Origin of the sequence: Pseudomonas sp. NY5710 (assembly GCF_013305665.1) — a bacterium.
Lineage (GTDB): Bacteria > Pseudomonadota > Gammaproteobacteria > Pseudomonadales > Pseudomonadaceae > Aquipseudomonas > Aquipseudomonas juntendi.
Window position 1 is genome coordinate 37,222 of record NZ_CP045554.1, and the last position, 21,962, is coordinate 59,183.

Genomic DNA, 21,962 nt, shown 5'->3' on the forward strand with positions numbered 1-21,962 from the left:
CCTCTTCTCAATCCAGGGGGGCGGGCTGTGGGTAACGTGCCTTGCGCTCGAGGTCGTCGAGATCAATGTGGTTACGCATGTACTGTTGGCTGGCATCTACCCATGGTTGATGGTCCCAGCTGTGCAGCTTGCCGGTAGCCAGCGCTTGGGCCACCAGGCGGCGACGGCGCTGGCTGGCCAGTACCTGCTGGCGCAAGCTGGGCATGTCCCAACGCTGTCGGGCTTCCTCGACGAACGCCTGCAGCAGCGCCTGGTGGTCCGGGCTGCTGGCGAGGTTCTCCCGCTCGTGCGGGTCGCGGCCAAGATCATAGAGTAGGCAAGGGTCGTCTTCGCCGTACACGAATTTGTAAGGCCCGCGGCGGATCATCATCAGCGGCCCGACAGTGCCTTCGGCCATGTATTCGCCGATCACTTCGTCGTGGCCGCCCTGCCCTTGCAGGTGGCCAAGCAGTGAGCGGCCATCCAGATGCAGGGTGTTATCCACAGCCCCGCCCGCCAATTCGACCAGGGTCGGTAACAGGTCGCAGGTCGATACCGAGGCGCTGACACGGCTGGCGGCAAAGCGCTGCGGTGCATGAACCAACAGTGGCACCCGCGCCGACATCTCGAACCAGTGCATCTTGTACCAAAGGCCACGCTCGCCGAGCATGTCGCCGTGGTCGCCGGAGAACACGATCAGGGTGTCGTCGGCCAGGTCGCACTCTTGCAAGGTCTGCAACAGCTTGCCGATGTTGTCGTCGATGTAGCTGCAGGCGCCGAAATAGGCCCGGCGTGCATCGCGGATCTTGTCCACGGGCAGCGGTTTGTTCCACAGGTCATAGACCTTGAGCAGGCGCTGCGAATGCGGGTCCAGTTCTGCCTGGCTGAATTCGGTACCAGGCATGGGGATATCCACACCCTCATAGCGATCCCAGTAGTGCTTGGGAATGGTGTACGGATCGTGGGGGTGGGTCATCGACACGGTCAGGCAAAACGGCCGGCCGTCGTTCTCGCGCACGTGGTCGTAGAGGTACTGGCGCGCCTTGAACACCACCTCCTCGTCGAAATCCAGCTGGTTGGTACGCACGCAGGGGCCTGCCTGCAGTACCGAGGACATGTTGTGGTACCAGCTTGGCCGCACATCCGGCTCATCCCAGTTCACTGCCCAGCCATAATCGGCCGGGTAGATGTCGCTGGTCAGGCGTTCCTCGTAACCATGCAACTGGTCCGGGCCGCAGAAATGCATCTTGCCCGACAGCGCCGTGCGGTAGCCCAGGCGGCGCAGGTAGTGGGCGTAGGTCGGCACGTCGGCGGGGAAATCGGCAGCATTGTCGTAGGCACCGATGCGGCTTGGGAGCTGGCCGCTGACCAGGGTGAAGCGCGACGGCGCACACAGCGGGCTGTTGCAGTAGGCTGAATCGAACACCACGGCCTGCTCGGCCAGGCGGCTGAGGTGCGGCATCTGAATGGGTGAAGGCCCATAAATGGGCAGCAGGGGTGCGGCCATTTGGTCGGCCATGATGAACAGGATATTCGGGCGTGTCATGCTGGCTTCCATCGTTGAAGGTTATGCGAACCGCTTGCCTATCAAGATGCGACTGTGGATAACATGGGTAAAGCCCATGGCGGGCAATGACTGGGATTAGCCAAGCTTATGTTTGAGCGCTTTGCCGAACTGTCGTTGGATACGTTGCGGGTGTTCGAGGCCGCGGCCCGTTTGCGTGGCTTCACTGCGGCGGCCCTGGCGCTGGGCACCACCCAGCCTGCGGTAAGCCAGCAGGTAAAACGGCTGGAGGCGCAGTTGGGCACACGCCTGTTCGATCGGGTGTACCGCGGGATCGAACTCACCGAGGCCGGCCAGCTGTTGTTCGAGCATGTGCACCAAGGGTTGCAGGCCATGGACGAAGGTATTGCCCAGGTCAGTGGGCGCGGCCAGCGTGAAGTGCTGCAGGTGGCCACCGACTTCGCGTTCGCGGCGTTCTGGCTGATGCCGCGCCTGCAGCGCTTTCACGAGGCTTATCCACACGTGGATGTCAGCCTGGTGACCGGTGAGCGCAGCCAGGGCATGTTGCGCCCGGACATCGATGTGGCCGTGCTGTTTGGTGATGGGCGCTTTCATCAGGGCGAAAGCCGCTGGTTGTTCGATGAAGAGGTTTTCCCGGTGTGCAGCCCCCGCCTGATTCATGGCAAACCCATGTCAGCCGTGGCTTTGCAGCGCTTGCCGTTGTTGCACCTCAAAGGTGAGCAGGCCAGCCGCTGGTTTGACTGGGCGGGTGTGTTTCGCGGGTTTGGCGTGGCCAGCCCACCGCCAGCCGGGCAACTGCGGTTCGATAACTACACGCTGCTGATACAGGCGGCGATTGCCGGGCAAGGGGTGGCGATTGGCTGGGGGCACCTGGTGGATGGGCTGGTCGAGCAGGGTTTGCTCTGCCGGCCACTGGAGGGCAGCCTGCGCTCGGAACGCGGTTATTATGCGGTGTTGCCGCCGCGCAAACGCCGGGGCGCGTTGATCGAACGGTTCGTAGGTTGGTTGGAGCACGAGCGAAGCCGGTAAGGGGGAGTTCGGCGCAGAGTCACGCGGGCTTTGGGCCCAGGAGGTATCGTGCAGAGGATCAAGGGTTACCACGCCCACATTTACTATGACGCAGCGACCCTGGAGCAGGCTCGGGCGCTGTGTGAGGAAGCGGCGCGGCTGTTTCCCGTGAGCATGGGGCGCATGCACCAGAAGCCGGTGGGCCCGCACCCGGACTGGAGCTGCCAGCTGGGTTTCGGTCCGGAAGTGGTAGGGGTGGTGTTGCCTTGGTTGGCACTGCATCGCCAGGGTTTGGTGGTGTTCATGCACCCGCTGACCGGTGATGAACTGGCGGACCATCGGGACCATGCGATCTGGATGGGGGCTGTGAGGCCGTTGAACCTGTCGGTTTTTGGGGGCTGAACCTTCAGTGCTCGTGTTGTGCTCATCGCTGGCAAGCCAGCTCCCACAGGTACAGCGCCACCCTCAGGCGCTGTGAAATCCTTGTGGGAGCTGGCTTGCCGGCGATGAAGGCGACGCCGGTCAGCGACGGGCGCCGCGCACCCCTTCCGCCAGTGCCGAGCACAGGCTCAACACATCGCTCACCGCCTGTTCGGCCGTGTTGGCCTGGGCAATCTTGTCGACCAGCGCCGAGCCCACTACCACGCCATCGGCCAGCCGGGCGATGTTCGCCGCCTGCTCTGGGGTGCGAATGCCGAAGCCAACGCTGATCGGCAGGTCGGTATGCCGACGCAGGCGGGCAATGGCTTCGGTCACGTGCTCGGTGGTCGCCGAGCCGGCCCCGGTCACACCGGCCACGGACACGTAGTAGACGAACCCGGAGCTGCGCGCCAGCACACGCGGCAGGCGCGCGTCGTCGGTGGTCGGGGTGGTCAGGCGAATGAAGTCGATACCTGCAGCCTGGGCCGGGGTCGCCAGTTCTGCATCGTGCTCCGGCGGCAGGTCGACGATGATCAGGCCATCGACGCCAGCCTGCTTGGCTTCATTCACGAACGCTTCCACGCCAAAACGGTGGATCGGGTTGTAGTAGCCCATCAGCACGATCGGCGTGGTGTGGTTGTCCACACGGAATTCACGAACCATCTGCAGGGTCTTGGCCAGGTTCTGGCCCGCTTCCAAAGCGCGCAGGGTAGCGAGCTGGATGGCTACGCCATCGGCCATCGGGTCGGTGAATGGCATGCCCAGTTCGATTACATCGGCGCCCGCAGCGGGCAGGCCCTTGAGGATCTGCAGCGAGGCGTCATAGCCCGGGTCGCCTGCGGTAACGAAGGTGACCAGTGCCGAGCGGCCTTCGGCTTTCAACTCGGCGAAGCGTTGTTCTAGACGGCTCATGCCTGTTTCTCCTGGGCGGCCATGTGGCTCATGACGGTTTGCATGTCTTTGTCGCCGCGGCCCGACAGGCAGATCACCATCAGGTGGTCCTTGGGCAGCTGCGGGGCGCGCTTGATTGCCTCGGCCAGGGCGTGGGCGCTTTCCAGGGCCGGGATGATGCCTTCCAGGCGGCACGTGGCGTGGAACGCATCCAGCGCTTCGTCATCGGTGATGCTGACGTATTCAACGCGCTTCACCTCATGCAGGTAGGCATGTTCGGGGCCGATGCCCGGGTAGTCGAGGCCGGCGGAAATCGAGTGAGCGTCGGTAATCTGGCCATCATCGTCCTGCAACAGATAGGTGCGGTTGCCGTGCAGTACACCGGGCACACCGCCGTTCAGGCTGGCAGCATGCTTGTCGGTGTGCACACCGTGGCCGCCGGCTTCAACGCCGATGATCTGTACGCTTGGCTCTTCGAGGAACTCATGGAACAAGCCCATGGCGTTGGAGCCACCCCCCACGCAGGCGATCAGGCTGTCCGGCAGGCGGCCTTCCTTTTCCTGCAACTGGGCACGGGTTTCCTTGCCGATGATCGACTGGAAGTCGCGGACCATTGCCGGGTATGGGTGCGGGCCCGCCACGGTGCCGATCAGGTAGAACGTGTCGTCGACGTTGGTCACCCAGTCGCGCAGCGCTTCGTTCATGGCGTCCTTGAGGGTGCCGGTGCCCGCGGTAACCGGAACGATCTCGGCGCCCAGCAGCTTCATGCGGAACACGTTGGCCTGTTGGCGTTCGATATCGGTGGCGCCCATGTAGATCACGCAAGGCAGGCCGAAGCGCGCAGCGACGGTGGCGGTCGCCACGCCGTGCATGCCGGCGCCGGTTTCGGCGATCAGGCGTTTCTTGCCCATGCGCTTGGCCAGCAGCACCTGGCCGATGCAGTTGTTCACCTTGTGCGCACCGGTGTGGTTGAGCTCTTCACGCTTGAAGAAGATCTTGGCGCCGCCGCAGTGTTCGGTCAGGCGCTCGGCGAAGTACAGCGGGTTGGGGCGGCCGATGTAGTCGCGCTGGAAATAGGCCAGCTCTTCGAGGAATTGCGGGTCGGCCTTGGCCGCTTCGTATTCCCGGGCCAGGTCCAGCACCAGTGGCATGAGGGTTTCGGCCACATAGCGGCCGCCAAACGAGCCGAACAGGCCATTGGCGTCGGGGCCGGGGCGGTATTGGGACTGGGTCATGGGGCGCTCCAGGGCGTAAGCAATGAGTGATGGGCTTTACTCTAACCACGACAGGCCCGGCTGAAAACCGATAAGATTGCGCAAATTTGTCAGAAAAACTCACAGGTAACATGGCCCACGACCTCCCTCCCCTCAATGCCCTGCGTGCTTTCGAGGCCACTGCCCGGCTTAACAGCGTCAGCCAGGCGGCCGAGGCGTTGCACGTTACCCATGGCGCCGTGAGCCGGCAGATCAAGGTGCTTGAGGAGCATCTGGGGGTGGCGTTGTTCGTCAAGGACGGGCGTGGCATCAAACTCACAGATGCCGGGCTGCGCCTGCGCGATGCCAGTGGCGAGGCGTTCGACCGCTTGCGCAGCGCATGTGCCGAACTGAGCCGCGACACCCGCGAGGCCCCTTTCGTACTGGGTTGCTCAGGCAGCCTGCTGGCGCGCTGGTTCATCCCGCGGTTGGGGCGTTTGCAGGCAGACCTGCCAGAGCTGCGCCTGCACCTTTCAGCCGGTGAGGGTGACCTTGATCCAAGGCGGCCAGGGCTGGATGCGCTATTGGTGTATGCCGAGCCCCCGTGGCCGGCAGACATGCAGGTGCATGTGTTGGCCGAGGAGCGTATCGGCCCGGTGCTGAGCCCGCACTTCGCCGGTTACCAGCGCTTGCAGGGGGCGCCAGCCAAAGCTTTGCTCGAAGAAGCCGTATTGCACACCACCTCGCGCCCACAGGCTTGGCCGACCTGGGCGGCGCAGCAGGGCCTCGAGCCGACCGCCATGCACTACGGGCAGGCTTTCGAGCACTTGTATTACCTATTGGAAGCTGCGGTGGCGGGATTGGGCGTGGCGATCGCGCCGCAACCACTGGTCGCCGATGACCTGCGGGCGGGTCGCCTGAGTGCACCGTGGGACTTTTCACCGACCCCGGCGGCGCTGGCGCTGTGGGTACCTCGGCGCGCCGCTGACGGGCGCGCCGAGCAACTGGCGCAATGGTTGCGGGCAGAACTGCTAGGGCAGAGCGCTTAGTTGCGCTTGCACAGCAAGTAAGCTGCCAGCAGGCCCAGGGCGCCTATGGCTACACCGGCAGTGGTATACGGGTGCTCCTGGGCATAGTCGCGGGTGGCGATGCCGGTCTGGCGGGTACGCTCCTTGACTTCCTCATAGGCATCGCTCAGCAGGCTGCGCGAATGGCGCAGGGCACTCTCGGCGTTGCTGCGCATGGCCTTGACTGATTTCTGGGTTTCTTCGGAGGCATCGTGCTTCAGGCTTTCCAGGCTTTTCAGCAGGCTTTCGATCTCTGCTTCCATGCTTTCCAGGGATGTTTTACGCAGCGAATTGCGGGGCATGTTGACTCTCCTTTGCAGTATGGACTCTATGAAGTGCGACCCTTGGGCTGCACGAAAGTGCGATCGAACTTTCGCCCCTGATGACAGCTCGCAGGTAAACCAGGCTCGCACTGCCAGGCTGAATATCACTATTACCCAAGGAGAGCGCTCATGACCGATCATCACACCTACAAAAAGGTCGAACTGGTGGGGTCTTCGCCTACCAGCATCGAAGAAGCGATCAACAATGCCCTGGCCGAAGCTGGCCAGAGCATCAAGCACATGGAGTGGTTCGAGGTGGCCGAGACCCGTGGCCACATTCGCGACAACAAGGTCGCGCACTTCCAGGTGACGTTGAAGGTGGGCTTCCGTATCGCCAATAGCTGAAACACAGCCAGGCTGGAACACGCTGGACTGATGGGGTATTAGGAACAGGGCGCCCTGGTGGGCGCCCCTTTCTGGTTTCATCTGCACAAGGAATGCAAGTGATGAACAAACTGATACTGGCGCTGGGCCTGATGACGCTGGCCGGTGGCGCGATGGCGGCGGGCAAACCCTGCGAGGAGCTGAAGGCGGAAATTGCCGCCAAACTCGATGCCAAGGGGGTTGTTGGCTACAAGCTGGAGATCGTCGAAAAGGGCGAGCCGGCGGGCAAGGTGATCGGCAGCTGCGAAGGCGGCACCAAGGAAATCGTCTACCGCCGCGGCTGACGCGGTGGCCCCTTCGCGGGGGCACTCGCGAAGGGGTTCACTCGCTCTTCAAAGCCTGCGCCAGCAGCTCATAAGCGCGGATACGGTCTGCATGCTCGTACAGGTCACAGGTAAACATCAGCTCATCCGCCCCGGTTTGCTCCAGCAATACCTCCACTTTGGCGCGCACTTTCTGCGGGCTGCCGATCATCGCCAAACCCAGGAAGCTGCCTACCGCATCGCGTTCATGGGGCAGCCATAAGCCGTCCATGCTGGGTACCGGGGGTTTCTGCATCAGGCTCTGCCCGCGAATCAGCGCCAGAATGCGCTGGTACACCGAAGTGGCCAGGTATTCGGCCTGCTCATCGGTTTCGGCAACTACCATGGGAATGCCCAGCATCACATAGGGTTTGTCCAGCGTGGTGGAAGGTTTGAAGTGGTTGCGATACACGCGGATTGCCTCGTGCATGTAACGCGGCGCGAAGTGCGAAGCGAACGCATAAGGCATGCCGCGCATACCGGCCAGTTGTGCGCTGAACAGGCTGGAGCCCAGCAGCCACATGGGCACATCGGTGTCATGCCCAGGCACAGCGATCACTTTTTGATCATCGGTTCGGGGGCCAAGGTAGCGTGACAGCTCTTCGACGTCGTCCGGGAAATCGTCCGGGCCACCGGCGCGGTCTCGGCGCAAGGCGTATGCAGTCATCTGGTCGGAGCCTGGCGCACGGCCAAGGCCGAGGTCGATGCGCCCCGGGTACAGGCTGGCGAGGGTGCCGAACTGCTCGGCGATCACCAACGGCGCATGGTTGGGCAGCATGACCCCGCCGGAGCCTACGCGAATGCTCGAAGTGCCCCCGGCGAGGTAGCCGATCAGCACCGAGGTCGCCGAGCTGGCGATGCCGTCCATGTTGTGGTGTTCGGCCACCCAGAAGCGGTTGTAGCCAAAGCGTTCGACGTGCTGCGCCAAGTCCAGCGAGTTGCGCAGCGACTGCGCCGGGCCGGCGTCGGCGCGAACGGGCACAAGGTCGAGGGTGGAAATCTTCAGGTCACGTAGCTGCGTCATGGGGCCTCCGCAAGAATGATTGGCCAGAGGCCTTTATGACTCTGTATGGGCGTATTCGTTGGATTCAATGGGGGGCGCAATTGCTCTGAACTTGCCGGACGTACCTGACCTCTGAACCCATAGGCACCTAACCGAGTGACAAGGAGGCATCATGAAGAAGACAGCATCGGCGATCTGGCAAGGTGGTTTGAAGGACGGCAAAGGCCTGCTTTCAACCGAAAGCGGCGCCCTCAAGCAGAACCCTTATGGCTTCAACACCCGTTTCGAGGACACGCCGGGTACCAACCCAGAGGAACTGATCGGTGCGGCGCATGCGGGCTGCTTCTCGATGGCGCTGTCGATGATGCTCGGCGAGGCCGGGCTCACCCCGGACCGGATCGACACGGCGGCGGAAGTCACCCTCGACAAGCAGCCTGATGGTTTTGCCATTACCGCTGTACACCTGGTGTTGCGAGCCAAGGTGCCAGGCGCCAGCGAGGCGCAGTTCATGGAAATAGCCAACAAGGCCAAAGCAGGCTGCCCGGTGTCGAAGGTGCTCAACGCCAAGATCAGCCTGGATGCGGCGTTGGTGGGCTGAAGCGGCGCAACGATGGCAGTTTGCTGTAGTCTAATCAATGTCGGCAGCAATACTGCCTTTTCAGGAGCCGTTCCATGATTCGCGTAGCAATCGCCGTGTTCGCTTCGCTGGTCGCCACGTCTGCGCTGGCGGCGGTCAAGCCGTGCGAGGAACTGAAAGCCGAGATCGAGGCCAAGATCCAGGCCCAAGGGGTGGCTTCGTACACCCTGGAGATCGTGCCTAACAGTGAGGTCCAGGACCCGAATATGGTGGTCGGGACGTGCGACGGCGGGACCAAGAAGATCATTTACCAGAAGAATGATCGCTAACGCTCGAGCATGAGTGGCCGCTTCGCGGCCCATTGCGACAAAAGCCCGCTTCCACAGGCCCCTGTAGGAGCGGCCTTGCGTCGCGATGGGCTGCGCAGCAGCCCCTGACTCGCAGCAGCTCCCCCACCGGCAGCACCCCCTACCCGCCGCACCCCCGCCTACGGAATACAGAACACATCGCTAGGCTCATTCACCAGCACCGTGCGGCTGGCGTCATACAGCAATACCTGCGGCTCCATTACCGGCGCCCGTGCTTCCAGGCGATAACGTTCCCCAGCCTTGAAGTCATCGAAGCGCACAGTCAGGTAACAGGTACGGTCCCTGGGGTCGGTCAGCATCCCGCCAGAGTAGATCTCGTAATCGAAGCGCACGACCAGCTCATGCTTGCCGGGGGTTACCTGAAAGTATCGGCCGTCTTCCAGGCGCTTCCCGTCAAGGCGGTCGGCCATGATCACCCGGCCGGGGGTCATGGTGTACAAGTCGACCCAGGCTTGCTTGGGGTCGACCGGCGGCAAGGGGCTGGCGCAAGCCCCCAGTGCACTGAGGGCGATCAGCATCATGGGCTGGCGCATGGCAAAGCTCCCACTTGCGATTGGCACGTTAACAGCATAGCGCCGTTTGGGTAGTTAGGTGTGCTGGCAGCCCGCTGGCAGGCCCTGGCCCAGCAGTTTTTGTTGCTGGTCATACAACTTCACCCACGGGCGGAAGCCGATGCTCCCGGCCTGCAGCTGATAGCGTTGCCCGGCGTTGAAGTCTTTGAACGCCAGCTTTACCTGGCAATCTCGCCACAGGGGTTGGTCGACCGGGCCGATGTTGCTGGGGGTAACCGGAAACTGGTAGCGCACCGTCAACTCATGGCTGCCAGGTTGCACTTCGAAGTACCGGTTGTCGGCCCAATCGCGCTCATCGACCTGCACCGCGTGCAACGAGGTGTTGTCGTAGGGCGTGAGGTCGATCCAGGCCTGGTTCGGGTCTGGGTCTGGCAGCGTTGAACAGGCAGATAACAGCAACAGTGAACCGGCGACCCACAATGCACGCATGGCGAAACTCCCCCGTGGCGAGATAGTCTTGGAGCGAATCGGCCTTGAGCGAGTCAGACAGTCCCGATGCTTCGACTTTTTCTTTTGCAGCGCTCAGGCCCTGGGCCACTCGACCGCGTTTTCACCCGTTTGGTTCCGCTGCTGGCGGTGCTTCTGCTGAGTGGTTGCAGCAGTGCGGCCTATTACGGCCAGCTTGCACAAGGCCAGTGGCAACTGCTGCGCGCGCGGCAACCGGTGGAACAAGTGGTCGCCGACCCTGCTACCTCTCCCCTGTTACGGGCGCGGCTGCAGCGGGCGGAACAGGCGCGCGCGTTTGCCAGCCAGCAGCTGAAGTTGCCGGATAACCGCAGCTACCGCGTATACGCCGACCTTGGGCGCCCCTATGTGGTTTGGAATGTTTTCGCCACGCCTGAGCTCTCACTGCAACCGGTGACCCACTGTTTTCCGATAGCGGGTTGCGTGGCGTACCGCGGCTATTACCGGCAAGGTGCGGCGCGTGGCTCGGCAGCGTTGATGCGCGAGGAAGGGCTGGATGTGTACGTGGGCGGGGTGGAGGCCTATTCCACCTTAGGCTGGTTCGACGACCCTATTCTTTCGTCGATGGTGGGCTGGGGTGACGAACGCCTGGCCACCTTGATCTTTCACGAGCTGGCGCACCAGCGCTTTTATGTGCAGGACGACACCGAGTTCAATGAGTCCTTTGCCTCGTTCGTCGAACAGGAAGGCACCCGGCAATGGCGCGCGGCGCGCGGCCTGGCTGCGGTGGGTGGCGATCAGGGGCAGCAGCGTGAGCAGTTTATCCAACTGGTGCTGGCCAGCCGCGAGCGGTTGCAGGCGATTTACGCCGGGCCGCTGGATGATGCGCACAAGCGCCAGGCCAAGCGGGCGGAGTTCGCGCGGCTCAGGCGTGACTACCAGCAGGTGCGGGACAGCCAGTGGGGCGGCGACAAGCGCTTTGACGCCTGGGTGTACGGGCCCATGAACAATGCCAAGCTGTTGCCGTTCGGGCTGTATGACCAATGGGTGCCGGCGTTCGCGGCGCTGTTTCGCGAGGTTGGCGGGGATTGGGGGCGGTTCTATGAACGGGTTGAGCAGTTGGGGAGGTTGCCCATCGCCGAAAGGAAGGCGGCGCTGCAGAAGTTGATGGCTGGCCGGTGAGACTTTGGGGCCGCCTTGCGGCCCATCGTCGGCAAGCCAACTCCCACAGCGACCGCAAGGGCTGCAAAGCAGCCCTGAAGGCCCTTAGGCCTTGATAAATGCCTGATGCATCTCGGCCAGCGTGGCGAAGTGGAAAGCCGGTGCTTCGGCCATCAACTCCTCCCGGCTACCAAACCCATAGCCCACCGCCACGGCCTGCAAACCATTGCTGCGCGCGCCGATCAGGTCATGCTTGCGGTCACCGATCATCAGCGTCTGCGCCGGGTCCAGCCCTTCTTCGTCCAGCAAATGGCGAATCAGCTCAACCTTGTTGGTGCGCGTGCCGTCCAGTTCGCTGCCGTAGATCACCTTGAAGTGGTGGTCGAAGGCGAAGTGCCGGGCAATTTCGCGGGCAAACTCCCACGGTTTGGAGGTGGCGATATACAGCGTGCGGCCCTGGCTGTTCAGGGCTTGGAGCAGCTCCGGTACGCCGGCGAACACCAGGTTTTCGTACAGCCCGGTCACGCGGAAGCGCTCGCGGTAGAAGTTGACCGCCTCCCACGCCTTGGCTTCGTCGAAACCATAGAACTGCATGAACGCCTGCAACAAAGGTGGGCCGATGAAGTGCTCGAGGCGGGCCAGGTCTGGCTCATCGATGCCCAGCTTTGCCAAGGCATATTGGATAGAGCGGGTGATGCCCAGGCGTGGGTCGGTCAGGGTGCCGTCGAGGTCGAACAGGATGTTTTGCTGGTGCATGTACAAGGTTCCACGCAAATGCGCTCATTCAGGTTGATCGAAGCCTTCGGCCAGGTGCTGGTCCTTGAGCTTCACATAGTTGCTGGCGCTGTAGGCAAAAAACGCCCGCTCCTGGTCATTGAGCAGTCGCGCCTGTTTCACCGGGCTGCCCATGTACAGGTAGCCGCTGACCAGGCGCTTGCCTGGCGGCACCAGGCTGCCGGCGCCAATGATGACTTCATCCTCGACGATTGCACCGTCCATGACCGTGCTGCCCATGCCGACCAGAATGCGGTTACCCAACGTGCAGCCATGCAGCATCACCTTGTGACCGATGGTCACTTCGTCGCCGATGATCAGCGCGAAGCCGTCCGGGTTGAACGGGCCGGCGTGGGTGATATGCAGCACGCTGCCGTCCTGCACGCTGGTGCGCGCACCAATCCGTATGCGGTGCATGTCGCCGCGCACCACGGTCAGTGGCCAGACCGAGCTGTCTTCGCCGATTTCAACGTCGCCCAGCACCACCGCCGAACGGTCGACGAATGCCCTGGGCCCCACTTTCGGAGTGTGTTGCTGGAAGCTGCGAATGGCCATGATAGCGTCTCTCATCTGTGTCGATAGGCAGGCTGCCTGCTGCGGTCGGCGTCGATTGTAATTAAGATGGGGCAGTGTTTCTTCTGCCAAGGTATCCGAACCGTGAGTGCGAACAACCCGCTTCTGCAGTCCTACGATCTGCCGCCCTTCTCGCAAATCCGTGCCGAACACGTGTTGCCGGCGATCGAAGCGATCCTGGCCGACAACCGTAAAGCCATTGCCGAGATCCTCGAAAAGCAAGGCAGCAACCCCACCTGGGCAGGCCTGGTGCTGGCCATGGACGAACTGAACGACCGCCTGGGCGCTGCCTGGAGCCCGGTCAGCCACCTCAACGCGGTGTGCAACAGCGCTGAATTGCGCGAGGCTTACGAGTCGTGCCTGCCAGCGCTTAGCGCCTACTCTACCGAACTGGGCCAGAACCGTGCGTTGTTCGAAGCCTACCAGGCGCTGATCAGCAGCCCGGAGGCCGCCGGGTTCGATGTGGCGCAAAAAACCATACTCGAACATGCCCTGCGTGACTTCCGTCTGTCGGGTATCGACCTGCCAGCGGACAAGCAGCAGCGCTATGCCGATGTGCAAAGCAAGCTCAGTGAGCTGGGCAGCCGCTTCTCCAACCAGTTGCTGGACGCCACCCAAGCCTGGGCCAAGCATGTGACCGACGAGGCCGCACTGGCCGGCCTGACCGATTCGGCCAAGGCGCAAATGGCCGCCGCAGCGCAGGCTAAAGGCCTCGACGGCTGGCTGATCACCCTGGAATTCCCCAGCTACTACGCGGTGATGACCTACGCCAGCGACCGCGCTCTGCGCGAAGAGGTGTATGCGGCCTACTGCACTCGCGCCTCGGACCAAGGCCCGAACGCTGGCCAGAACGACAACGGGCCGGTGATGGCGCAAATCCTCGACCTGCGTCAGGAACTGGCCGAGCTGCTGGGCTACAAGAACTACGCCGAGCTGAGCCTGGCGACCAAGATGGCCGAGTCCAGCGACCAGGTACTGAGCTTCCTGCGCGATCTGGCCCAACGCTCCAAGCCGTTCGCCGCCCAGGACCTGCAGCAGCTCAAGGCCTATGCCGCCGAGCAAGGCTGCCCAGAGCTGGCCAGCTGGGACGCCGGGTACTATGGCGAGAAGCTGCGCGAACAGCGCTACAGCGTGTCGCAAGAGGCCCTGCGCGCCTACTTCCCGATCGACAAGGTGCTCAGCGGCCTGTTCAGCATCGTGCAGCGCCTGTATGGCATCGAAATCGCCGAGCTGAAGGGCTTCGACAGCTGGCACCCGGATGTCCGCCTGTTCGAAATCAAGGAAAACGGCCAGCACGTCGGGCGCTTCTTCTTCGACCTGTATGCCCGCGCCAACAAGCGGGGGGGTGCCTGGATGGACGGCGCCCGTGACCGGCGCCGCACCGCCAGCGGCCAGTTGCAAAGCCCGGTGGCCAACCTGGTGTGCAACTTCACCCCGGCTGCGCCTGGCAAGCCGGCGCTGCTGACCCATGATGAGGTCACCACGCTGTTCCACGAATTTGGCCACGGCCTGCACCACATGCTGACGCGCATCGAGCATGCCGGGGTTTCCGGCATCAATGGCGTGGCCTGGGATGCGGTCGAGCTGCCTAGCCAGTTCATGGAAAACTGGTGCTGGGAACCGGAAGGCCTGGCGCTGATTTCGGGGCATTATGAAACCGGTGCGGCCCTGCCACAGGACCTGCTGGACAAGATGCTGGCGGCGAAGAACTTCCAGTCGGGCATGATGATGGTGCGCCAACTGGAGTTCTCGCTGTTCGACTTCGAACTGCATGCCAGCCATGGCGACGGCCGCAGCGTGCTGCAGGTGCTCGAAGGCGTACGCGATGAGGTTTCGGTCATGCGCCCGCCGGCGTACAACCGTTTCCCCAACAGCTTTGCGCACATCTTTGCCGGCGGTTACGCAGCGGGTTACTACAGCTACAAATGGGCTGAAGTGCTGTCGGCCGACGCTTTCTCGCGCTTCGAGGAAGAAGGCGTGCTGAATGCCGAAACCGGCCGTGCTTTCCGCGAAGCGATCCTGGCCCGTGGCGGCTCGCGCGAGCCTATGGAACTGTTCGTCGACTTCCGTGGCCGTGAGCCTTCCATTGATGCATTGCTGCGCCACAGTGGCTTGGCCGAGGCCGCTGCGGCATGAGTGAGGTAGCCGTGAACAAGACCAAGAAGCGCTTTATTGCCGGGGCTGTATGCCCGGCATGCAGTCAGCCCGACAAACTGATGATGTGGAGCGAAGACGACGTACCGCACCGTGAGTGCGTCGCCTGCGGCTTTACCGATACGCTCAACGAACAGGGCTTGTCGGTGCCCAAGGAGCTGGGGACACGGGTCAATCACCTCGAACCGAAAACCCCTGCGGCCAAGGTACAGACGGTGCAGTTCTTCCCTAATCCGAAGTTGAAGAAACCCACAGAGTAAGGGTACAGGGCGTTACATAGAGCTTCTGCGGGGCAACAGGGGGCTGGCTACAGTGTCGGCCCCTGACTTGCCCCTGAGGTGCTTCGTGAATCACGGCCTTGCTCGAATTGCCCATGGCTTGCTCGACTACCCGTCGCTACGGCCCGAGCAACTGCAACCCGCTTTCTTGTCCATTCGCGACGCCAATGTCGCGGCGCTCGAACAGATCATCGAACACAGCGGCCCGGCGCCAGGTTGGGATAGCTTGGTGCTGGCCGTCGAGCAGCTTGATCAGCGGCTGGAAGACCTGCTGCACATGCTCGTGCCGTTGGTGTACGAAAGCCAGGCATGGGCTGTGGAAGTCGATGCCTGTAACCAGTTGCTGCTCGACTGGGTACGATACAAGCACGAGCACTTAAGGCTGTATGAAGCTTACCAGCGCCTCGATCCCGCGCAGCTGGATGACGAGCGTCAGGCTGTGCTCAAACTGATCCTCAGGGCGTTCCGCCACGCAGGCCATGGTTTGGGCGCTAGCGCGCGCAAGCAACTGCACACCACCGAGCAGGCGATCGTCGGGCTTGAGCAGCAATTCATGAGTAACCTGATCCAGGCACGTGAGGCCTGGACTTGCCTGTTGCCGGGCGAGGCGCGCCTGGCCGGCCTGCCAGGCCCTGAGCGTGATCGGCTGGCAGCCAAGGCTGCGGCGCAGGGCCAGGCGGGTTGGCTGCTCGACCTTGACGAGCGCACGGTGCAAGTGGTCCTCGAGTGGGCCGACGCGCGTGAGTTGCGTAAAGAGGTTTATCAGGCCTCACGGCAGCTGGCTTGCGACCTGGGTGGCAACCACGCCCTGGACAATGGCCCGGTGCTGCAGGCGCTGTTGCGCCTGCGCCATGAGCGTGCGCGCCTGTTGGGCCTGGCCAACGCGGCGCAGTTGAGCCTCGAAGCCAAGGATTCGCGTGACACCTCGCAGGTCGAGCACTTCATCAACGCATTGATCCAGCAGAACAGCGCGCGCTTGCAGGAGGAGCTGAACGCGATGCAGGTGCTGGGTAGCGAATTGGGTATCGAGGCGCTTGCCCCGTGGGACGTCGCATACCTTGGCCGGAAGCTGCGGCTGCAAGGCAATGAGGCGATCGATGCCCGCCTGCGCGAGTGTTTCCCCCTGGACAGCGTCCTGCAGGGGCTGTGGCAACTGCATGAACAGGTGCTTGGCGTGCGTATCGTGGCGTGCGACGTGGAAGGTTGGCACCCCGACGTGCAGGTGCTGGAGGTAATGGACGGGCATACCAGCCTGGGGCATATCTACCTGGATGCCTATCAGCGCCCAGGCAAGCTGCCCTGGCCATACAGTTATCCCATGCGCCAGCGCCATGTGGATGCCAACGGTGTGGTGACGTTGCCCGCCGCTCTGCTGTCCTGCTGTTTCGAGCTGCAGCCTGGGCATGTCACGCCCAACTTGACTCACGCAGACCTCTGCAAGCTGTTTCACGAGGCGGGCCATGCCCTGCATCAGTTGCTGGTCACCAACCAGCACCGGCGCCTCAATCGCACCGCCACTTCCGCCTTGGGCGCCGATGCCTGCGAATTCGTCGGCACCTTGCTCGAACAGTGGTGCTGGTCCGCCCCGACACTATTGGCGTTGCCGCAGCCGGAAACGAGTGCGCCGCCAGTGTCATTGCCACAGATGCAGCAGTGGCTCGCCGGCAAACGTCGTTTCCAGGCGGTGGCGGAAGCCGAGCAACTGCGGCTGTGCTGGTTCGATCTCGTCGCGCATTGCGACGATCGCGCCCGCCACGACCTTCGCCAGCTGGCAGTTGCGGCAACCCTGCAGGTCGGCTTGCCGCAAGCCTTCGCCCAGGACAGGTTTGCCGAAGGGTTTGATTACATGGTCACGGGTTACGAAGCGGGTTATTACTGCTACAAGTGGGCGCAGGTCCATGCCATTGACGCGTTCAGCGCATTCGAGGGGGCCGACGCCGATCATCGGGCGCTGGGCCGCCGCCTGCGCGACGAAATCCTGGCCAAGGGCGGGATGCGCCGGATGACGGCGTCGTTCAACGCATTCGCCGGCAGGCCCATGTCGCTGGAGCCGTATGCAAGGCGCCACTTGTCTCCCTGATAACAATGCTGGAGGCGGTGCTGGTAATATACTGTATGCATAACCAGTAGGGGCAAACAGCATGTATCCTGTTCGCGGTCGTGGTACCAGCCATAACCCACACAATCGTTTCGCATCACGCCAGTCGGTGCTCGAAGACGATGGCTGGTATCAGGAGGTGCCCGTTACCCAGGGCACCGAAGTCAGGGCCGAAACCGCCAAGACCATCATCGCACGCAATACTTCCCCTGACCTGCCCTTCGACCGCTCGATCAACCCCTACCGCGGTTGCGAGCATGGCTGTATCTACTGCTATGCCCGCCCGTCCCATGCCTACTGGGATCTGTCCCCAGGCCTGGACTTCGAAACCAAGCTGATCGCCAAGACCAACGCCGCCGAGGTACTGGTGCAGCAGTTGAGCAAACCTGGGTATGTGTGTGCACCGATCAACCTGGGCTCCAACACTGACCCGTACCAGCCGATCGAGCGCGAGCAACTGCTGACTCGGCGCCTGCTTGAGGTACTGCTGCGCTTTCGCCACCCGGTGACCATCGTCACCAAAGGGGCCCTGGTGCTGCGCGACCTCGACCTGCTCGCCGACATGGCTCGCCAGCGCCTGGTGCGGGTGATGATCAGCCTGACTACGCTGGACGATGACCTCAAGCGGGTGCTCGAGCCCCGGGCGGCAGCGCCAGGGGCGAGGTTGCGGGCCATTCGTGTGCTGCGCGAAGCAGGCGTGCCGGTCGGCGTGTTGTGCTCGCCGATGATACCGATGATCAACGACAGCGAACTGGAGCGCCTGTTGGAAGCGGCCAAGGCGGCCGGGGCGCAGAGCGCGGCGTACATGCTGCTGCGCCTGCCGCTGGAGGTGGCGCCGCTGTTCGAGCAGTGGTTGCACGACCATTACCCACAGCGCGCTGCGCATGTGCTGAGCCTGATCCGCCAGAGCCGCGATGGCGAGCTGTACGACAGCCGCTTTGGCACGCGCATGCGGGGTGAGGGGGTATTTGCCGAGTTGCTGGCGCAGCGCTTCGCCAAGGCGATGAAACGCCTGGCGTTCGAAGGGCGCGAGTCGCAGGTGCTGGATTGCTCGGCCTTTAGCCGGCCGGGCGAGCAGATGGCACTGTTCTGATAGCCAGGGTAAACACCCCCTACAGAAAGCCTGACTAATGGCAGCCAATAATTACGCTAATGCATATTGGCAGTTGATGTTTTTTTGCTATTATTCAGATCCCGCCTTTTATATCTGGAACGCCCGTTCTAGAGCCCTCGAATTAAGTTTCAGTTAAGTTTTCCCGGTTAGCGTAGGCAACCAATCCACACCGACTGTGATCTATGGGCTGTGCGTGTCATCTAAAACCCTGCATAGCCAGAATCTTTAACCGGTAAAATGGATTTACCTACACACCGTCAAGAGGATGAATCATGCCCGTCAAGGACCCATCCAAGGTCGTACCGCAGGTCCCCGCTGAAAGCGCCGATGCTGCCCTGAAGCACATCGTCGACGGTTTCCTGCGCTTTCACCATGACGTCTTCCCTGAACAGCAAGAGCTGTTCAAGAAGCTCGCCACTGCGCAAACACCGCGCGCCATGTTCATTACCTGCGCAGACTCGCGCATCGTGCCCGAACTGATCACGCAAAGTTCGCCAGGCGACCTGTTCGTGACCCGTAACGTAGGTAACGTAGTACCGCCTTACGGCCAGATGAACGGTGGCGTTTCCAGCGCTATCGAGTACGCGGTGATGGCACTTAAAGTGCACCACATCATCATCTGCGGCCACTCCGACTGTGGCGCGATGCGTGCGGTACTCAACCCGCAATCGCTGACCAAGATGCCAACGGTTGGCGCCTGGCTGCGCCACGCCGAAGTGGCCCGCACCGTGGTCGAGAACAACTGCTCGTGCGGCAGCGAGCATGAAAGCATGCAAGTGCTGACCAAAGAGAACGTCATCGCCCAGCTGCACCACTTGCGCACCCACCCTTCGGTGGCTTCGGGGCTTGCAGCGGGTCAGCTGTACATCCATGGCTGGATCTACGACATCGAGACCAGCAGGATCGAAGCCTACGACGCCGCCAGCGACAGCTTCATGCCCCTGGCCGCAGGCCAACCGGTGCCATGCGCCACTCCGAGAGGCCGCTACTAAGCGACCCGTCCGCCGTTAGAACCTTGATAGCCGGCTGCACCCTGTAAGGGTGTGGCGCGGCCTTCGGCTGCCCTGAATACCCTGACTGCCCTGCCGGCGAGCCCGCTGGCGGCCCGCGCCTGCGCGTTTGTCGGGGACCCAACGTGCCCATGGCCAGGGGAATGGCCGTGCGACTAGAGAAAGGAGAAACATGGTGAACATTACACAGCTGAAAGCGGCCCTGCCGCGTGAGTTGCTGGCTTCGGTCGTGGTCTTTCTGGTGGCCCTGCCCTTGTGCATGGGCATTGCCATCGCCTCGGGCATGCCGCCGGCCAAAGGCCTGATTACCGGCATTATCGGCGGGGTCGTGGTCGGCTTCCTCGCCGGTTCGCCGTTGCAAGTCAGTGGTCCGGCGGCGGGCCTTGCGGTGTTGGTCTTCGAGTTGGTACGCCAGCACGGCATGGCCATGCTCGGGCCGATCCTGTTATTGGCCGGTTTGCTGCAATTGCTGGCCGGGCGCCTGCGCCTGGGCTGCTGGTTCCGCGTCACCGCACCGGCGGTGGTCTACGGCATGCTCGCAGGCATTGGCGTGTTGATCGTGCTGTCGCAGGTGCATGTGATGTTCGACACCGTACCGCAGCCATCGGGTATGCAGAACCTTGTGCAGTTCCCGGCGACCCTCGCTGCGGCCTTGCCGCATGAAAGCGCCGGCGCTGGCTGGATAGCCGGTGCGCTGGGCCTGGGCACCATCGCCATCATGTGGGGCTGGGAACGTTTGCGGCCGCAGCGCCTGCGTTTTGTGCCAGGCGCCCTGCTGGGTGTGGCGAGCATGACCATGATCAGCATGTGGTTGGCCTTGCCCGTGAACCGCGTGGAAGTACCGGCTGACTTGTCCGAAGCCATCGACTGGCTCCGCCCCGGTGACTTGATGCAACTGGCCGACCCTGCTCTGCTCGTCGCCGCCTTTGCCCTGGCATTCATTGCCAGTGCCGAAACCTTGCTGTCAGCAGCTGCGGTCGACCGCATGCACAGTGGCCAGCGGTCGGACTTCGACCGTGAACTGTCTGCACAGGGCATTGGCAACATGCTTTGCGGGGTGCTGGGTGCACTGCCGATGACCGGGGTGATCGTACGTAGCTCGGCCAACGTGCAGGCAGGTGCACAAACGCGCGCTTCGGCCATTTTCCATGGCTTGTGGCTGCTGGCTTTCGTGGTGGCGTTGAGCAGTGTGCTGCAGCAGATACCAGTAGCCAGCCTGGCAGGTGTGCTGGTGTTCACGGGGATCAAGTTGGTCGACTTGAAGGCATTCCGTGGGTTGGGCCGTTATGGCCGCATGCCGATGTTCACCTATGCGGCGACGGCGCTGGCGATCATCTTTACCGACCTCTTGACCGGGGTGCTGCTCGGCTTTGCCCTGACCTTGCTGAAGCTGGCATTCAAGGCTGCACGGTTGAAGATCAACCTGGTCGACCTGGCAAAGCCTGGGCACATGGAATTGCGGCTAAGTGGCGCCGCGACCTTCCTCAAGGTACCAGCATTGACCCAGGTGCTCGATGGCGTGCCGGCGGGCACCACGTTGCATGTGCCACTGGGTAACCTGAGCTATATCGACCACTCGTGCCTTGAATTGCTGGAGGACTGGGGGCGCAGCAATGCTGCCAATGGCTCGCGGTTGCTGATCGAGCAGCGGCGGTTGAAGCGGCGAATCGAGGGGCGGTTACGGACTACGGCGGGTGTGGGGGCCTGAGGTTGAAGTTCTGTAGTGCCTGAACTGGCCTTTTCGCAGGTGAACCCGCGAAGAGGCCGGCACAGGAGTATCAGGTCGGCTGGCCCAGCTCGACACCCAGCTGACGCGACAGGCACGGCCAGCGCTTCCACGCCTCACCGGTTGCCGGGCTAGTCAGCGTCTCGCGGTAGGCTTCCACCGACTCAGCCGCAAAGCTTGCGTCATTGAGCATCTCATCCACCGAGTGGTGCACCACTTCATCCAGCTGGTTGGCAAATGCTTCGCCGATCAACTGGTGGGCAATCAGGTTGGCGACGGTGGTGTCGACCGGGATCAGCGGCTGCTGGAAGTGACGGATGTACAAGTCATTCACCTCCTCCACCAGGCGGTGCGCCAGGTACGCCTCATCTAGCAGGCAGTCCAGCCCCACATGCCCGTTCATGACCTGGGGTGGTTGCAGGAAGTAAGCCTCGGCGATTTTCAACACAGGCTTGATCTGCGACTCGATGCCGGCCTCAAGGGCGACTTCATGGGCCGCCTCCAGCAGTTCAGGAACCTGTTCGATATAGGCGCTGACGAAGCGCGCCAAAGTACCCTGTGCGTCCTGCTCAGGCAGTTGGATCGAGGGGTGCAGGTGGGGCAGTTGCAGCTCGAGACGCTGTTTCAATTGGCCAGTCTGGCTTTCATGTTGATGGGCTTGGCTTACCTGCTCGCGTACAGCAGCGATGTTCATGACAACTCCAGGGACATTACGTTTCAAACGGAAGACACTAAATTAGCTCGGTATACGGCATACCTAAGACGAATTTGTTATAGATGAGTTTAACTTTTGCTTTGCCTGGAATATAGCATGGCCACTACTTGGCCATACGCGCTCAAGCCTGCGGTTTTCAGGGGCTATAGCGGTTTCGTGAAGTTCATTTCATTGCCTTCGTTGCGCGGCTTTGGTCGCTGTCTATACTCCCGTTGAACGTGATTCGTTGATGAGGCCCGACTGCTTTTAGCAGGGGCTCGGTCGTTGAAGCCAGGCAGTCTTGACCGCCGTTCCCTCTTGCCGCAGGCCACGCCTCCGGGAAAACAAGAACGAGAAGGGGAA

The 21,962-nt window shown here is 62.4% G+C and carries 24 protein-coding genes; 14 read left to right on the plus strand and 10 right to left on the minus strand.

Annotated elements, in window-relative coordinates; all coding sequences use genetic code 11:
• Window positions 1-7 precede the first annotated feature (7 nt).
• Complete coding sequence (gene betC / locus GEV39_RS00170; RefSeq protein ID WP_173887087.1) at window positions 8-1,525, minus strand: choline-sulfatase; 1,518 nt, start codon at window positions 1,523-1,525, stop codon at window positions 8-10.
• A gap of 108 nt (window positions 1,526-1,633) precedes the next feature.
• Between betC and GEV39_RS00175 the strand changes: the two genes are divergently transcribed.
• Window positions 1,634-2,533, plus strand: coding sequence for a choline sulfate utilization transcriptional regulator (locus tag GEV39_RS00175; RefSeq protein WP_009682331.1), 900 nt, complete (start codon window positions 1,634-1,636; stop codon window positions 2,531-2,533).
• 48 nt (window positions 2,534-2,581) lie between these two features.
• Window positions 2,582-2,914: a DOPA 4,5-dioxygenase family protein gene (locus GEV39_RS00180; RefSeq protein ID WP_173887088.1), complete on the plus strand. Its 333-nt coding sequence runs from the start codon at window positions 2,582-2,584 to the stop codon at window positions 2,912-2,914.
• A 120-nt stretch (window positions 2,915-3,034) separates the two neighbouring features.
• On the opposite strand, the gene trpA is transcribed toward GEV39_RS00180, so the two are convergent.
• Together trpA and trpB are read right to left on the minus strand one after the other, a co-directional pair.
• Window positions 3,035-3,844 (minus strand): tryptophan synthase subunit alpha, encoded by an 810-nt coding sequence (trpA, locus tag GEV39_RS00185; protein WP_009682176.1) that lies wholly within the window; start codon window positions 3,842-3,844, stop codon window positions 3,035-3,037.
• Window positions 3,841-5,058 (minus strand): tryptophan synthase subunit beta, encoded by a 1,218-nt coding sequence (trpB, locus tag GEV39_RS00190; RefSeq protein ID WP_173887089.1) that lies wholly within the window; start codon window positions 5,056-5,058, stop codon window positions 3,841-3,843. The genes trpA and trpB overlap by 4 nt, the downstream gene beginning before the upstream one ends.
• Before the next feature lie 110 nt (window positions 5,059-5,168).
• Between trpB and GEV39_RS00195 the strand changes: the two genes are divergently transcribed.
• A complete protein-coding gene (locus GEV39_RS00195) occupies window positions 5,169-6,065 on the plus strand; it encodes a LysR family transcriptional regulator (RefSeq protein ID WP_173887090.1) in 897 nt (298 codons plus the stop codon).
• Here the strand turns inward: GEV39_RS00195 and GEV39_RS00200 are convergent.
• Window positions 6,062-6,385 (minus strand): ElaB/YgaM/YqjD family protein, encoded by a 324-nt coding sequence (locus GEV39_RS00200; protein ID WP_009682179.1) that lies wholly within the window; start codon window positions 6,383-6,385, stop codon window positions 6,062-6,064. The two genes, GEV39_RS00195 and GEV39_RS00200, sit on opposite strands and share 4 nt — an antisense overlap.
• 150 nt (window positions 6,386-6,535) lie before the next feature.
• Between GEV39_RS00200 and GEV39_RS00205 the strand changes: the two genes are divergently transcribed.
• On the plus strand, window positions 6,536-6,751 hold the full coding sequence (locus GEV39_RS00205) for a dodecin (RefSeq protein WP_029887971.1): 216 nt from the start codon (window positions 6,536-6,538) through the stop codon (window positions 6,749-6,751).
• A gap of 101 nt (window positions 6,752-6,852) precedes the next feature.
• Window positions 6,853-7,074, plus strand: a complete 222-nt coding sequence (locus tag GEV39_RS00210) for a DUF1161 domain-containing protein (RefSeq protein WP_173887091.1) — start codon at window positions 6,853-6,855, stop codon at window positions 7,072-7,074.
• A 37-nt stretch (window positions 7,075-7,111) separates the two neighbouring features.
• On the opposite strand, the gene GEV39_RS00215 is transcribed toward GEV39_RS00210, so the two are convergent.
• The gene (locus tag GEV39_RS00215; protein WP_144187319.1) at window positions 7,112-8,116 is read right to left on the minus strand and encodes an LLM class flavin-dependent oxidoreductase; all 1,005 of its coding nucleotides are present in this window, start codon (window positions 8,114-8,116) and stop codon (window positions 7,112-7,114) included.
• A gap of 151 nt (window positions 8,117-8,267) precedes the next feature.
• On the opposite strand from GEV39_RS00215, the gene GEV39_RS00220 reads away from it, so the two are divergent.
• Window positions 8,268-8,693 (plus strand): OsmC family protein, encoded by a 426-nt coding sequence (locus tag GEV39_RS00220; protein WP_009682183.1) that lies wholly within the window; start codon window positions 8,268-8,270, stop codon window positions 8,691-8,693.
• 74 nt (window positions 8,694-8,767) lie between these two features.
• A complete protein-coding gene (locus GEV39_RS00225; RefSeq protein ID WP_009682184.1) occupies window positions 8,768-9,001 on the plus strand; it encodes a DUF1161 domain-containing protein in 234 nt (77 codons plus the stop codon).
• 158 nt (window positions 9,002-9,159) lie between these two features.
• On the opposite strand, the gene GEV39_RS00230 is transcribed toward GEV39_RS00225, so the two are convergent.
• Window positions 9,160-9,573 carry a PA0061/PA0062 family lipoprotein gene (locus GEV39_RS00230; RefSeq protein ID WP_054906239.1) on the minus strand — a complete coding sequence of 138 codons (414 nt, stop codon included), beginning with the start codon at window positions 9,571-9,573 and terminating at the stop codon, window positions 9,160-9,162.
• A gap of 54 nt (window positions 9,574-9,627) precedes the next feature.
• Complete coding sequence (locus tag GEV39_RS00235) at window positions 9,628-10,041, minus strand: PA0061/PA0062 family lipoprotein (RefSeq protein WP_173887092.1); 414 nt, start codon at window positions 10,039-10,041, stop codon at window positions 9,628-9,630.
• An 84-nt stretch (window positions 10,042-10,125) separates the two neighbouring features.
• Between GEV39_RS00235 and GEV39_RS00240 the strand changes: the two genes are divergently transcribed.
• A complete protein-coding gene (locus tag GEV39_RS00240) occupies window positions 10,126-11,199 on the plus strand; it encodes an aminopeptidase (protein WP_173891630.1) in 1,074 nt (357 codons plus the stop codon).
• An 84-nt stretch (window positions 11,200-11,283) separates the two neighbouring features.
• Here the strand turns inward: GEV39_RS00240 and GEV39_RS00245 are convergent, their stop codons facing one another.
• A complete protein-coding gene (locus GEV39_RS00245; protein WP_173887093.1) occupies window positions 11,284-11,934 on the minus strand; it encodes an HAD family hydrolase in 651 nt (216 codons plus the stop codon).
• A gap of 24 nt (window positions 11,935-11,958) precedes the next feature.
• Entirely contained in the window at window positions 11,959-12,507 is a 549-nt protein-coding gene (locus GEV39_RS00250; RefSeq protein WP_029886284.1) for a gamma carbonic anhydrase family protein, read from the minus strand.
• 66 nt (window positions 12,508-12,573) lie between these two features.
• Here GEV39_RS00250 and prlC point away from each other — a divergent pair, with 66 nt between their 5' ends.
• From prlC to GEV39_RS00280, 6 genes are all read left to right on the plus strand, one after another.
• Window positions 12,574-14,661, plus strand: coding sequence for an oligopeptidase A (gene prlC, locus GEV39_RS00255; protein WP_173887094.1), 2,088 nt, complete (start codon window positions 12,574-12,576; stop codon window positions 14,659-14,661).
• Window positions 14,658-14,939, plus strand: a complete 282-nt coding sequence (locus tag GEV39_RS00260; RefSeq protein ID WP_161892348.1) for a YheV family putative zinc ribbon protein — start codon at window positions 14,658-14,660, stop codon at window positions 14,937-14,939. The genes prlC and GEV39_RS00260 overlap by 4 nt, the downstream gene beginning before the upstream one ends.
• 85 nt (window positions 14,940-15,024) lie before the next feature.
• Window positions 15,025-17,037, plus strand: coding sequence for a M3 family metallopeptidase (locus tag GEV39_RS00265; protein WP_249414312.1), 2,013 nt, complete (start codon window positions 15,025-15,027; stop codon window positions 17,035-17,037).
• A 61-nt stretch (window positions 17,038-17,098) separates the two neighbouring features.
• A complete protein-coding gene (locus GEV39_RS00270; protein ID WP_173887095.1) occupies window positions 17,099-18,148 on the plus strand; it encodes a PA0069 family radical SAM protein in 1,050 nt (349 codons plus the stop codon).
• Window positions 18,149-18,441: 293 nt separating this feature from the next.
• The gene (locus GEV39_RS00275) at window positions 18,442-19,161 is read left to right on the plus strand and encodes a carbonic anhydrase (protein ID WP_009683612.1); all 720 of its coding nucleotides are present in this window, start codon (window positions 18,442-18,444) and stop codon (window positions 19,159-19,161) included.
• A 190-nt stretch (window positions 19,162-19,351) separates the two neighbouring features.
• A complete protein-coding gene (locus GEV39_RS00280; protein ID WP_457253869.1) occupies window positions 19,352-20,887 on the plus strand; it encodes a SulP family inorganic anion transporter in 1,536 nt (511 codons plus the stop codon).
• Between the two features lie 70 nt (window positions 20,888-20,957).
• Here the strand turns inward: GEV39_RS00280 and GEV39_RS00285 are convergent, their stop codons facing one another.
• The gene (locus tag GEV39_RS00285) at window positions 20,958-21,599 is read right to left on the minus strand and encodes a hypothetical protein (RefSeq protein ID WP_173887097.1); all 642 of its coding nucleotides are present in this window, start codon (window positions 21,597-21,599) and stop codon (window positions 20,958-20,960) included.
• Between the last annotated feature and the right edge of the window lie 363 nt (window positions 21,600-21,962).